The following is a 14305-nucleotide window of genomic DNA, read 5'->3' as shown; positions in this document are numbered from 1 at the left end:
CACAAACCATCCCTTAGGCTGATTGCCAAGCGGCTTCCCCTCCTGTGCAAGGAGGGGTTAGGGGAGGTAGTCGCTTGAGCCTATAAAGACACACCACCCCGGTTGCAACAATTTTATTATTGATAAAATCCGTATTTTTACAAAGAAAACCTTTTTTATTTGCCAACAAATTCGTTGGCGAAAATTGATACGTTCATTTCTTTCTTTACGGCATGAAAAAATATATTGATGAAGCATTACTAAAAGAAATCGCCCTAAGAATAAAGGTTTTACGAAAGGAGAAAGATCTTTCGCAAATAGAATTCTTAATCGCAACAGACATAAATATTTCCAGAATAGAAATTGCTAAAAATAACATGACGATATCAACCTTAAAAGCAATATGCAATTATTTCGATATCTCATTAAGTGATTTCCTGAAAGATATTCCAAAATCTAAATTTCCAAAGGAATAAATTAGTTACTCTCTATCTTCGGGAAAAAGTACCAGTTGAGGCTGTCTAAAAAGTAAATAGACAGCCTTTTTCTTCATTTTAGAAGGTCGTTAAAAAAGTGCTTAGATGCAAGGCGCTGATTGACAAAGACGAGGGAGCGTACTAAAGTACGTGACCGAATCTTTGGGAAGCAGGAACGCAGCAGATGAGTACTTTTTAAAAAGAAACATCCCGTTTCATCATCCGCTTAATCCGCCTCATCCCGGGTAAACGTCCCACCGTGTTCCGGTTCAAATACCTGTAACTCAAAAGCATCAGCAAAAAGAAAATCCCAGCAATACACGTCCAGCCATATAATTCCTTCACGCTAACCAGCATCGCCTGCCTCATCGTCTCCCCATAAAGCTGCTCCACGGGGATGTGCGCCGCAACAGGATTCACAGCATCCAGATCGGTAGCCAACAACTGGTACTTCTCCGGCAACACATGCTGCATCATCCGTTCATAAATCGCACTTCCGAATGCCGACCCGAACCCCGTCCGCACGAAACCCAACAAAGACAACACCTGGAAGAAATGCTGGAACGACACGAAACCCGAGATATAAACCGTCAACGATATATAAATCATCACGAGCCCCACCCCTCTTAACAACGTCGGCAGGTAAAGCCACTCAATATTCATCCGCGGATCTATCAGGAAAAACATGAAACACTGGTACATCACGACCAGCGCGAACCCCGTAAACACGGCCCTTTTATACCCCCCATGCAAACGAGCGTGCCAGTAATAAACCGCCAAAGCACCCAAAACAATCCCCAGCAAATTCCACCAATTCAGAGACACCGAACTCAGCACGTCATACTTCAAAATACCCCCGGTAAACATATTTTGCAGGATTGTCGGTGTCGCCTGCAAGCAACACAACACCAGAAACGCGAACAATATCGCCCCCATATTGCGGTACCCCAGCGCCTCCTTCGTGATATAAGGATGCCGCAGCGTGTGCATCCGGTTAATATTCAACAACAACGCCACGACCGCAACCACGATTCCCGAACGGATATAAGGAGAATACAACCAGTCATAAAACTTCCCGTATTCAAAAACAAAAACCAACGCCAAAAGAAAAATCGCCCACAAAACACCGCCCAACCAATCTATCCCGTACAACGGCAACGCCTTCATAAACCGAAAATGTCGGGTAAACAGGGCCGCACACAACCATACGACAAGCAACAATCCGACAATCAACCCATGCATGTATCGCCAGTCAGCCCAATACCCCAAATAAACAGTCACCAGCCCCGACAACTGAATACTCCCCAACACGATAAGATACACGACCGGAAAGAACACCGCGAAATTACGAGTCGGCGTGATACTGAGCTGCACGCTCGACAAGCACTCGAACGTCCCCCACATACGCAACATCCCGGCAATAAAACACACCCCGACCAACACGGGAAGACTCCCCGTGCTCATCGTGATCAAATTACAAACAATCAACGCCGGACAAACCATCAAGAAAATCGACCGGGAAGTGAAACGAAACTTCAACCGGAAAAGAATAGGAAAAACAATCGTTGTCCCCACGAACGAAGCATAACCCGCCATCATGATATCCTCCTGCATCAACGCCAACGACCCGACCATCTGAGAAACAGACGCCAAATAAATCCCCCCGCTGAATTGAAACGTCACGGCAAAAAACAAACAAAGAAACACACGTACCCGGTCCGGAACAAAATCCCGGAACATCAGGATACGTGTCGGTATATTCGGTACAGACATCTCCTCTAGTAATTAACCTTACACTCCACGTTCATCCCGGCACGCAAGCGGCTCATATCCTCCGGCCTGTTTCTCCCCGTGAATTCAATACGAACCGGAATACGCTGTTCCACCTTCACGAAATTCCCGGCAGAATTATCCTGCGGGATCAGTGCAAAAGAAGCCCCCGTGGCCTCCGAAATCGACGCCACTCGTCCCTCAAACCTTACTCCTGGGATAGCATCCACCTCGATCTCCACCATCTGCCCCTCCTCCATGCGGGTCGTTTGCCTCTCCTTGTAATTCGCGATCACCCATTTTTCGTTCACGTCCACGAGATTAACCATCGTCTGACCCGGTTGCACGAGCTCCCCCTCGTGTATATTCTTGCGCCCGGTCACCCCGTCGGTCGTGGCCAGAATCACCGTGTACGAAAGATTCAGTCGGGCCAAATTCAACGCGGCCTCGGCAAGCTTGACATTCGCCTCGTTTTGTTCCAAACGCTGCGCCTGCTCTTGCTTCACCAGTGAAACCGCCTGTCGCTGGCGAAGAATTTGCTCGTGGCGAGCCTTCGTTGCCTCGAACTCCGTCTTCACCCGATCAAACTGTTGCACGGTAACCGCCCCCTGCTTCAACAACTCCTTGTAACGCTCGTAGTCTTTCTCCGCGTTCGCCAATCGCACCCGCACCTCCTCCACCCCGGCATCCGTCACCAACACATGACTCTGCGCCGCGTGAACCGTCGTGTGCATCGCGTCCATCCCGACCAGCGCGTTCCGGTAATCCGCCTCCGCCTGGGCCAATCGCAGACAAAACTCGGCATCCTCGATCACCACCAGCGTATCGCCTTTACACACACGCTGGTACTCCTCGAAATATATCTTCTTGATAAACCCCTGTACCCGGGTATTTACCGGGGTAATATGTTGTTTCACCTGGGCATTATTCGTGTACACCACCCGTCCCAAATGAATAAAACGACTGGCCACCCAGCAAATTCCGACAACAATAACAAGGATTAAAACCACGTTAGGAATCCATTTCTTTCTACTTGTACTCATAACCAAAATATCAATTAAAATCATTACAAACCACCAACCGTCCTCTTCAACAAATAATACTGATACAGAATACCGATCCGGGCATTCGTCAACTCCAACTCGCTACTCAACTGTATATTACTGGCATCCAGCATATCCGTCACCAGGGACAACCCGTTCAAGTAACGATAACGCACCACGTCGTAATTCTCGTGAGCCAATTGCACGCTCTTCTCCCGCGTACGCAACCGGGAATAAGCCTCATCCAGTTCAACCCACGCGGCATGAATCCCGTTAGCGACCTGTTCCTCCGCCAACAACCGCTCCTCCTCCGCCTTCCGGGTAGCAATCCGGGCTTGCTTCAACTTCTTATTATTCTTGAAAAGAGCGTCAAACTTGTAGGAAACACCTATTCCGACATACCAGTAATTAAAATTCTTGTCAATCGGCGGCACCTCGATCAGTATCGGCCCGTCAAAATGATTCGCGGCCACGAGTCCGATATTCGGCCTACGCCCTGCACGCACCAAATCTTGTTGTTGCTTACTGATCTCCACCCCCAAATCTGCCAGTTTCAAGCGCGGAGATTCATCTTTCATTCCCTGCCAAGCCAACTCATCCCGCCTCTCCATTTCCCTTGTCAACACGGTCGTGTCGGGTAAAATCACCGTCTCCGGGTCCAAACCGATCGTCGTTGTCAACTGACGATTCAAAACTTTAATCCGGTTCCGCGTACTCGTCAAGCCCAGCTCCAAACTCTGCAACTGAAGCTCGTAACGGGTAATATCACTCTTCAAGGCCGTCCCCTGTTGAAAAGCGGCTTGAATCTCTTTCACAAGCATACGAGTTTGCTCGATGTTTTTCTCGTAAACCTCTTGCCGGTTATACAACTGGTAAAGTTCCAAATAATACCCCACCAACAGAAGCCGCACCTCCTGGCGGCTATCCTGCAACTCCAATTCCGCCACCTGCTCCCGCAACTCGCTCAACCGGACACCACGATTGATAGCTCCCCCGGCATACACCACCTGTGTCGCTTTAATCGCGAAACTATTCCCGTAATGCGGCATAGAGGCCTTCTGCCCGTCCGAAAAATCCCGATCCGTCATCCAGCCGTTCCCGATATAACTGAACGACAAATTTGCCTCGATAGAAGGCAACTTATCACTTTTAGCCGTTTTCGTTCCCTGCCTTGTTTCATCAACAGCGAGACGATGCGAGCGAATACTCCGACTATTCGTGTCGGCCAAACGAAACATCTCCTCCACGCTCAAAACCCTTTGTTGCGCGCAAACCGGTAACAGACCGGCCATACACAATAGTCCTGTCACAAATTTCTTCCTATTCATCCTGCTTTTTCTTTCTTTAAGACGCCGCAAAATTCCTAAAAAAGCCCCAACAATCGGATGTTCGAAAACCGAGAGAATTTGTTTTATTTGAAACAACCCGTTTGCCATTATTCCTATTCTCATCAAAAAATAGTACCTTTGCATGTTTTTTTACAAAGGAGAAATTAACCATGAAGGAACTTTCAAAAAAATATTTAGTATTCGTTATCGGCTTGTATTTTCTAGCCGCGGGAGTCGTGTTGATTGTCCGTTCGGCTCTAGGCACCACGCCTATATCCAGTGTAAACTACGTGTTGAGCCTGAACAGCTCTCTATCCTTGGGAACCTGCACGTTCATCATCAATACGCTATTAATCATCGGACAATTCTGGCTGATCCGGAACAATAAAAGCAAACGGGACATCATCGAAATACTACTTCAGCTTCCCTTTTCCTTCATATTCTCGGTATTTATCGACCTGAATATGCTCTTGACAAATGACTTACACCCCTCGAACTACGGGATGTCCATTGCCTTGCTACTCGTCGGCTGCCTCGTGCAATCCATCGGAGTTGTTCTCGAAATAAAACCCCGCGTGGCCATGATGAGTGCCGAAGGATTCGTGAAATACGCCTCCCGCAACTGTAACAAGGAATTCGGAAAATTCAAAGTGTACTTCGATGTTACCCTGGTCACGTCGGCCGTCATCCTTTCCCTCATCTTGAGCCAACGCGTAGAAGGCGTGCGGGAAGGTTCCATCATCGCGGCCTGCATAACGGGCTACCTGGTCAGCTTTTTGAACCAAAAAATCATGACACAAAAAACATTACATAAACTTCGCTCCATCATCATAAGATAACCCCCAGCATGGAGCCTTACAACATTGTCAACATTCAAGAAATCGCGGCTTTCAGAAAAAGCGCTTCCTACAAGGGAGAAATTGCCGTGTTCACCTCCGACACCGGCACTAAATTTCTCCTGTTCGAAAACAAATCCGTTTACCTGAATGCTTTTTCCTACATCCTGGTGTTATCGGGAAGAGCCACGCTTTTGGTCGATAGCGCGGAATACCCGCTTGACGCCCATTCCCTGTGCATCCTATCCCCGCTGCACCTCACGAATTTTCACCAAGTAAGCGATGATTTTCAATGCCTGTGCCTCTGTTCGCACAAGAATTTTATCGACCGCCTGCCTATTCTCAACATCCAACACCGCATTGCCCGCAGGATGAACATGTACCATTACCCCATCGTGCAAATCTCCGAGGAAGAAAAACTCCTGCTAACCACCAGCATGGAAGACCTCCGGATTCAACTCTCCCGAACGGAACATTCCTATCAGTTGGAAATGATCCAGAACGCCCTGATTCGTTACTATCTGGAAATCGACAACATCTTGGATAATAAAGAAATAGATGAAACAACCGAAGGTGTTCCACAAACCCGATATGCCTATATATTACGGAAGTTTATCACGTTGCTCATGCTCCATTATAAAACGGAACATTCCGTTCCTTTTTACGCCCGGGAAATGAATATCACGCCCCAGTACCTGACCTCCATCATCAAATCACAAACCGGCCGCTCCGTGAACAATTTCATTTACGAGATGTTATACAGCGAGGCGCGCAACCTTCTCGCGCTATCCGAATTTTCCATTCAGCAGATTGCCTCCGAGTTGCAATTCTCTGACCAAGCCTCTTTCAGTAAGTTTTTCAAAAGATGGGCCGGCATTTCACCTCTAGAATTCAGAAATGTGATGGCGAAATCCAAAAAATAAAAAATAGTTTCTTCAAAAAAGAGAAATTTCAAACATAGCAGAATCGTAACTACATGAAAATCAATGCTTATATAACAAGCAATTTAATTACAAGTATATTGTCATGAACTGAATACTACCGGATCACTACCGTCATGAACCTTATAGATACCTTATAGAAACCTTATATGAACCTTATATATAATAAGGTTCATAAAGTATTTATAAAATGTAATGAAAATACTACATTTGGTAGTAATCCGTTAGTCATTACCTATTAACTACAAATTAAAAATAAACCTTAGCACAAACAAGTACAAACCTTACTTACTCCTTCCAAACATACATGAAAAAAATGAGGCCATCTGGATCATTATCATAATATTTATTTGTAAAACATTAACAATAAATACATTAATATGATACCTAAATTTATTGTCAAAACTGGGAAATGATACCTTTTATGATACCTCTTATGCCTCAAATTATCCCTTAATCCTAATATCACAAATCATTCAAACAAAATAGAAAAGAGAAGTAACGGCACTGATAATCAACAAATTTCATTCAAAAAGAAAACCCTCACAGTTTTCCAACTATAAGGGTTTTCTTTATGTTGTTGCCCCACTAGGATTCGAACCCAGACAGACAGAACCAGAATCTGTAGTGCTACCATTACACAATAGGGCAATTGTTTTATTGCGATGCAAAGATAGTAGTTTTTTGGAATTTCAAAAAACTACTATCTGTTTTTTCATGCTACTTCAATATTTTTTGATACTCCTCGTTGTTCGATAAGACCTCCAACGCTTTGGCTATATCCTTGTCATTACGGACATGATACTCTATCACACCCTCTTGCATATAATAACGTTCCATCAACTGATCGGATAATATATCGGAAATTTCATTCTTGAAAACATCCAAATCCCGATCGATGGAATGGCCAAGACTATTTTTCAATTGTTCGACCAGACCTGAAACCTGATCATAGTATTTCTCATCCTGAGTGGTTTTCTCCAATCTTTCCAAAACAAGTTGAGAGGCTGTTTCGTATTCAAACTTACGCTTTTTCAAGTATTCCTTGAACTCGTTGAACAATTCATCCGACAAAACAAATTCAGAAGGAGCCGCGATCGTGGGATGAGTTGCCGCGTATTCGTTAACAAAATCAAAGATCATATCCTGCAACACCAGTTCCTGGGTTACTTTAGCGTACTTTTCCGGCTCGATTTTCACGTCCGGCGTGATGCCACCACCGTCATACACGATTCGCCCGGCCTTCGTTTTAAAGGGTTTCATCAAAGAATCGGGAATCGTGCCCACGCTACCATCCGGGTTACGATGAGAATAATCCACCGCTTGAATACAGCGTCCACTCGGAATATAATATTTCGCCGTGGTCACTTTTAATTTCGTGTTGTAAACCAAATCACGGGTGGTTTGCACCAATCCCTTGCCGAATGAACGTTCGCCGATCACAACCGCCCGGTCATAATCCTGCAAAGAACCGGAAAGGATCTCCGAAGCAGAGGCCGAAGCCCGGTCGATCAACACGGCCAGTTTCATATCCGGCAACAAGGGGTTTCTCGTCGTGAAATACTCTTTATCCCATTGTTTCATCTTTCCTTTCGTGCTCACGATCAAGGAGCCTTTCGGCAGGAAGAAATTGGCAATCTCTACCGCCTGATCCAACAATCCGCCCCCGTTACCGCGAAGATCGAGGACAAGGGATTGCGCTCCCCGGTTTTTCAAATCCATGATCGCACGTCTTACATCATCGGCAGCCTTATCCGTGAAACCGGTAAAATAGATATACCCGATTTCGTTGTTCAACATCCCGTAATAAGGAACACTGGGAACCTGTACCACTTCCCGAAGAACCCGTTTTTCCAGCGGTTTTTCTTCCCCGACGCGTTGCAGTTTAAGCACCACTTCCTTACCGGGTTGTCCTTTCAGGCGGGAACTCACGTACTCGACATTCTTTCCCTTCATGTTTTCCCCGTCAATAGACAAGATCAAGTCGCCCGGAAGCAGTCCGGCCTTGTATGAAGGAGATCCCTTGTAGGGCTCGCGGATCACCACGTAATCATCCTTCATGCCGATCACGGAACCGATCCCGGCGTATTCGCCCGTCGTCATCATCTTGAATTCGTCCAGCTTCGTTTCCGGGTAATAAACCGTGTAAGGGTCCAGTTTTTTCAACATGGCATCAATCCCGTCCTGCACCATTTTCTCCGGCTGCACGTCATCCACGTAAAAAAGATTCACGTCTCGGAAAAGCGTGGCAAAAATATCCAATCCTTTACTAATCTGGAACCTTTTATTGTCTTCTTTCAAGCCAAGCATCCCGAAAGCCAGTATCAAGACTCCCGAAATGAAGATAATTACACGTGTATTTTTTCTCATAATCTTATTTTAATAACAATCTAGCGAAAATAGTATATATCCAACAAAATAACAAATTTCAAGGTACCGGATCGTAGCCCGAACCACCCCACGGGTGACAGGAACATATCCGTTTTATGGCGAGGTATAATCCTTTTACCGGACCGTGTTTTCGTAACGCCTCGACCGCGTATTGCGAACAAGTCGGTGTATAGCGGCAACTCGGGGGTGTCCAAGGGGAAATGCATAGCTGATAAAATTTAATGGGTATCAGTAATATCCCCACCACTATCTTTTTCAATATAGTTCCTGATTTTTTTAATAGCACCGGTTATCGCTTTTTCGATTTTACCATATTCAAAAATCTCGTCATGCAAATATATAAACAATATATCCATCGTTTTATTCTCCGGGATAGAAGAGTATAATACATTTTTATTCAGACGATAGGCCTCCCGAATCAAACGTTTTACCCGGTTGCGTTTCACGGCTCGTTTGAAACGTCTTTTAGAAACACTCACGGCGATACGGGCCGGGAAATCTTTCTCTTCCCTCGGGTATAACCGGATAACCACGCGTAACGGATAAGAGACGAAACTATAGCCCGAGGATAAAAGTTCCTCGAATCCCCCTTTCCGGCATAGCCGTTCTTCTTTGCAAAACGTGTATTTTATCGTTTCATCCATATACGAGTGCAAACATACAAAAAATGGACATCGTTTGATGTCCATTTTCCTATTTTGATTTATTTTCTTTGTTGTAAACCTTAATGAACTGTTCCAGCGCCATGGTCATCGAAGGGGCTTTTTCCGTGGGGGCTTTTATATCAAGCCTCAAGCCTGCCTCTTCCACCGCCTCGGCTGTTGCCTCGCCGAAGGCCGCGATAATCGTCGAACCCTGTTCAAAATTCGGGTAGTTGTGGAACAACGATTTGATACCGGCCGGGGTGTAGAACGCCAAGATGTCATACTCTTTCAAATCCGGAATTTCGGAGGCTACATCACTGGACACGGTTTTATAAAATATGGATTTCGTGTACTTCAGGTGTAGTTCATCCATCAAAGCGGGGATATTTTCTTTATGCACGTCGGAAACCGGTACCAGGAAGTTTTCGGTTTTGTGCTTCAACAAAATTTTCGTCATATCCTCGACTTTTTTGTCCCCGTAGAAAATTTTTCTCTTACGGTACACGATATATTTCTGAAGATAGAAAGCAATTGCCTCTGATATACAGAAATACTTCATCGTGTCGGGAACGGTTACCCTCATTTCGGTACAGATTCGGAAGAAATGGTCAATAGCCGTACGACTGGTAAAGACGATCCCGGTAAAATCGAGAATATTTATTCTCTCTTGACGAAATTCTTTTGCCGTGACACCTTCTACCTTTATAAATGATTTGAATTCTAATTTCAATCCAAATTCTTCTGCCAAATCAAAATACGGAGATTTCTCGGTTGTCGGCTTTGGCTGCGAAACTAGTATCTTTTTTATTTTCAACTCTTTCTGTTTTAAAATTACACTAACTTCTCTTACTTATCCCAATAGCTTGTACAAGACAAGAATCGGCAATATTTCGAGCCCACAAAGGTACAAAATCATATACAAAATTGAAACTCTATATCCATATAATATTTTAATCAATCTTATAAATCTGAAAATCAGTATAATGATACCTATTCCTAAAATGACATACAATAACATATCTACTGCCACAGCTTGCACGTAGAACAAGGCTAGCACAAAGGGAGAAATCGATAATCCCAATACGATCGCGCTGGTGCGCAGATTCAAGATGATCTCTGACGCGCAATGTCTTCCATTAAATGTCCATCCGAAAAGTCGCACAAGTCCCAGGACTAAAAAGTAGTAACCGAAAATGATCAGGAAATAGATTAAAGCATGAAAGAATGCAAAGGGAGGATCCATTAAAAAAGTCAACAATATAGACAAGATCGAGAAGGAAAGACAAACGGACAAAAAAACAAAAAAGTAGTTCGGCATCCCGCCTTCCGATTGCAAACTGGCTCCTCTTTTACGGTTGAAAAAATAGGTGTACACCGTCGTGAGAAACCCTCTTCCCCGCAGACGCAACAAAGCGATAAAAACAAGATATATAACCGTGTAAATCAGAATACTGGAAATGAATTCAATGTTCATTTTCTCCCCGTTCAAAGGAATCCCTTCTACTAATTCCACCTGATTTGTCAACGTGTCAAAAGGCAACATAGGTTTCCAGGAGGCCGCCTCTTTTAACAATGAGGCCAGTCTTTCCGCAGAGTCCTGCACCGGAACGATACTATCCGTTATAACTGAATCAATTGGCTCGTCCAACATTCCCAACAATATCTTTATATTCTACAATTAGTGCGCCTCGTACCAGCTTTTCCCGTAGCCGGTTCCCACGGTTAAAGGTACGGAGAGGCTTACGACATGTTCCATGCAATCCACCACGAGGTTCTTCAATTCCTCGACTTCTTCGTGGTGACATTTGAAATTCAACTCGTCATGCACCTGCAAGATCATCTTGGAACGTAATCCCCGTTCTTTTAATTTTTGATGAATACATATCATCGCTTTCTTAATAATATCGGCAGCCGACCCCTGAATAGGAGCGTTCACCGCGTTTCGCTCGGCAACACCCCGAACAACCGCGTTCCGGGAATTTATATCTCTCAGATAACGACGGCGCCCCATAATCGTCTCCACGTACCCTTTTTTCCGGGCTTTCTCCACGGATTCCTCCATGTAACGTTTCACTCCGGGATAAAGGGCAAAATAGCCATCAATCAATTCCTTCCCCTCTTTCCGGGATATTTTCAGCCGTTCTGCCAATCCCCAAGCCGAAATGCCGTAAATAATTCCGAAATTAGCCGTTTTCGCTCGTCGCCTCATCTCCGGGGTCACCTCTTCCAAGGGCACGTGATAAATCTTGGATGCCGTTGCAGCATGCACATCCTCGCCTCGCAAGAATGCGTTGATCAATTCCGGCGTGCCACTTAAATGCGCCATCAATCTCAGCTCTACCTGCGAATAATCGGCCGAGAAAAACCCGTAATCCGGATCACCCGTGATAAAGGCTTTTCGAATGTTACGACCTTCGGCCGTCCGGATAGGTATATTCTGCAAGTTCGGATTCAAGCTACTCAATCTTCCGGTAGCGGCTTCCGCTTGGTTAAAATGCGTGTGTATTTTTCCGGTAGCCGGATCAATGTACGTGGGTAAAGCCTCCGCATAGGTAGTCAACAATTTCTTTAATCCCCGGTAATTAAGTATATGTCCGACAATCGGGTGTGCATCTTCCAATTTGGATAATACCTGTTCGGAGGTACTGTATTGACCGGTTTTGGTTTTCTTGTTGCCGGGATCAATATTCATTTGGTCGAACAAAATTTCGCCCAGTTGTTTGGGGGAGCTGATATTGAATTCTTTGCCGGCCATTTCAAATATAATTTTCTCCGTCTCCGCGATTCTTATCTTCAAGTCCTCGGATAACTCATCCAGTGCCGCTTTATCAATGGCTACCCCCTCGTATTCCATGTCGGCCAGGACGGATACCAAGGGCATTTCAATTTCTTCATATAGTTTATAAAGCCCGACTTCCTGTAACGCCTCTTCCAGTTTTCCTTTCAAGCGAAATAAGATATCCGTACGTTCCGCAAAGTCCTTGTCTTTCTTGGAATCTTCATCAGGGAACAGGGATAATTGAGGATTCTCGGTATTATCTCCTTTTATCAAGCGATAATTCAGCATTTCCAATGCAATGCGTTCCAATTCATGGGAACTATCCGGTTGTAGCACGTAGTGGGCGATCTTGACATCAAATATTTTATTTAGGATTTCGACCCCGGCTCTTCTTAACCAGATGATATCGTCCTTCACGTCATTCGAGATCAAAGTTTTATCCTTATCTTCAAGAATAGGTTTAAATAGACGAATCACTTCCTCCGCTTTATCTTTCGCTGAAGGTAATCGCAGATAACAAGCCGTATTTACGGCTGTTGAGAAACATAGATAGTCCGGATAAGAGTTATAAATCGTTCCGTCGCCAAAGATCACGTTCAGCACGTATTCCGGGGCTTTTTTCAGCTGCTGAAGCAACTCGTCCCGTTCTGCCACGGTAGTGATTTCCCGGTAATCGACTTCTTCCGAGTGAATCGTTTCTACCAAATTTTCCTCGTGTTCTATCGTGAACACTCGCTTTGCCAGAGAGAAAAGCTCTAACTCGTCAAAGATCGGCTTCAATACCGCGTCTTGAATCTCGCCTAAAACCAAATCTTCAGCTTTCACTTCCGTGGGGACTTCCGTGTTGATCGTCACCAGTTCTTTCGACAAAAAGACGGTATCCCGGCAACACAACAAACGTTCTTTTTGTTTGCCTTTCAGTTCATCTATATGTTGATATACCCCTTCTATGCTTCCATATTTATAAATCAATGTCGCGGCACTTTTGGGTCCGACACCATCACATCCCGGCACGTTATCCGCCGTGTCGCCCATCAAGCCAAGAATATCGATCACTTGTTCCACCCGTTCGATCCCGAAATGATCCAATACTTCCGGAATACCCCACACTTCAGACTTGTTTCCGGCACGCCCCGGTTTATACATGAACACCCGCTCGCTGACCAATTGGGCATAATCTTTATCCGGCGTGATCATGTACACCTGAAAACCTTCTTTTTCTCCCCGTTTGGCCAGCGTTCCGATCACATCGTCGGCCTCAAAGCCGCTGACAACAATCGATTTAATTCCTAATCCTTCAATGATTCGTTTAATATAAGGGACCGACTTTTTCAAGTCTTCAGGCATGGGGGGACGCTGGGCTTTGTAGGGCGGGTACATTTCATGACGGAAAGTAGGACCTTCCGGGTCGAAAACTACTGCCAGATGGGTCGGTTTTTCCAATTCAAGCAATTCCAGTAAAAAATTAAAAAAACCGAAAGTAGCTGATGTATTTATTCCCGTTGTCGTAATTCGGGGATTATTGATAAACGCGTAATATGAACGGTAAATCAACGCGTAAGCATCCAGCAAGTACAATTTTTTCTCCTCGTTAGTCATCATCTTTCCTTTTCAAATTAATCCACACAAAGTTAGACTTTTTCTCCTAACTTTTCTTCTTGCTTATTTGTTTTATATTTCAGAATGCCTATATTTGTCTCGAACAATAAGAAGAGAATGAACACGATGTACACCTCATATTACTATTTCTATTATTACTTTCCGGAAAAGTAAAGGGGAAAATATTGTGATTGTTAAAAATATAGAGGCCCCGAAATTCGAGGCCTTTTTCATTTAAAACCATAGACATGAATACTATTTTTTCACATACAGGTCGTTATTATTTCTACTATTATTATTGCCTCAACAATAGCTGGGATGACCTTGTAATACCTGCAAAATGTAAGTAACGCATATTATATTTATTCAACCCGGCTGAAACCAGCCGGGTTTTTTCATTTAAATCTGTCATAACACATAAAACAAAAACAAGTATGAAAACACAAAAATCAAATCTTCAGCCAGGAAACAAGAACACACAAAACCGTGTATTCCTTTCCAAAAAATCAAGTAAGAAGA

At 44.5% G+C, this 14305-nt stretch carries 12 protein-coding genes and 1 tRNA gene; 3 read left to right on the top strand and 10 right to left on the bottom strand.

All coding sequences use genetic code 11. The features are described 5' to 3' along the window. Positions 1-212 precede the first annotated feature (212 nt). Complete coding sequence (locus tag D8S85_RS13145) at positions 213-455, top strand: helix-turn-helix domain-containing protein (RefSeq protein WP_106481066.1); 243 nt, start codon at positions 213-215, stop codon at positions 453-455. 195 nt (positions 456-650) lie between these two features. Here the strand turns inward: D8S85_RS13145 and D8S85_RS13140 are convergent, their stop codons facing one another. The 3 genes from D8S85_RS13140 to D8S85_RS13130 are packed head-to-tail and all read right to left on the bottom strand — an operon-like array spanning position 651 to position 4596. After that, positions 651-2228: an MFS transporter gene (locus tag D8S85_RS13140; protein ID WP_106481065.1), complete on the bottom strand. Its 1578-nt coding sequence runs from the start codon at positions 2226-2228 to the stop codon at positions 651-653. 5 nt (positions 2229-2233) lie between these two features. Then, positions 2234-3268 (bottom strand): HlyD family secretion protein, encoded by a 1035-nt coding sequence (locus tag D8S85_RS13135; protein ID WP_127075212.1) that lies wholly within the window; start codon positions 3266-3268, stop codon positions 2234-2236. A gap of 23 nt (positions 3269-3291) precedes the next feature. After that, positions 3292-4596 (bottom strand): TolC family protein, encoded by a 1305-nt coding sequence (locus D8S85_RS13130; RefSeq protein WP_106625096.1) that lies wholly within the window; start codon positions 4594-4596, stop codon positions 3292-3294. A 170-nt stretch (positions 4597-4766) separates the two neighbouring features. Between D8S85_RS13130 and D8S85_RS13125 the strand changes: the two genes are divergently transcribed. After that, positions 4767-5435, top strand: a complete 669-nt coding sequence (locus D8S85_RS13125) for a YczE/YyaS/YitT family protein (RefSeq protein WP_106481064.1) — start codon at positions 4767-4769, stop codon at positions 5433-5435. Positions 5436-5443: 8 nt separating this feature from the next. Beyond that, complete coding sequence (locus D8S85_RS13120; RefSeq protein WP_127075210.1) at positions 5444-6355, top strand: helix-turn-helix domain-containing protein; 912 nt, start codon at positions 5444-5446, stop codon at positions 6353-6355. Between the two features lie 598 nt (positions 6356-6953). On the opposite strand, the gene D8S85_RS13115 is transcribed toward D8S85_RS13120, so the two are convergent. From D8S85_RS13115 to polA, 7 genes are all read right to left on the bottom strand, one after another. After that, positions 6954-7024: transfer RNA gene (locus D8S85_RS13115), tRNA-Gln, on the bottom strand. Positions 7025-7093: 69 nt separating this feature from the next. Beyond that, a complete protein-coding gene (locus D8S85_RS13110) occupies positions 7094-8743 on the bottom strand; it encodes a S41 family peptidase (protein ID WP_106481062.1) in 1650 nt (549 codons plus the stop codon). Between the two features lie 58 nt (positions 8744-8801). After that, on the bottom strand, positions 8802-9023 hold the full coding sequence (gene yidD, locus D8S85_RS13105) for a membrane protein insertion efficiency factor YidD (protein ID WP_106481061.1): 222 nt from the start codon (positions 9021-9023) through the stop codon (positions 8802-8804). Next, positions 8983-9453 carry a ribonuclease P protein component gene (rnpA, locus tag D8S85_RS13100; RefSeq protein ID WP_181951161.1) on the bottom strand — a complete coding sequence of 157 codons (471 nt, stop codon included), beginning with the start codon at positions 9451-9453 and terminating at the stop codon, positions 8983-8985. The genes yidD and rnpA overlap by 41 nt, the downstream gene beginning before the upstream one ends. Positions 9454-9457: 4 nt before the next feature. Continuing rightward, a complete protein-coding gene (locus D8S85_RS13095) occupies positions 9458-10222 on the bottom strand; it encodes a uroporphyrinogen-III synthase (protein WP_106481059.1) in 765 nt (254 codons plus the stop codon). Positions 10223-10258: 36 nt separating this feature from the next. Next, on the bottom strand, positions 10259-11059 hold the full coding sequence (locus D8S85_RS13090) for a DUF4271 domain-containing protein (protein ID WP_106481058.1): 801 nt from the start codon (positions 11057-11059) through the stop codon (positions 10259-10261). A 27-nt stretch (positions 11060-11086) separates the two neighbouring features. After that, positions 11087-13786: a DNA polymerase I gene (gene polA / locus D8S85_RS13085; RefSeq protein WP_106481057.1), complete on the bottom strand. Its 2700-nt coding sequence runs from the start codon at positions 13784-13786 to the stop codon at positions 11087-11089. Positions 13787-14305: the final 519 nt, after the last annotated feature.

This window comes from Butyricimonas faecalis (assembly GCF_003991565.1).
Lineage (GTDB): Bacteria > Bacteroidota > Bacteroidia > Bacteroidales > Marinifilaceae > Butyricimonas > Butyricimonas faecalis.
This window is presented reverse-complemented; position numbering and strand designations above follow the sequence as displayed.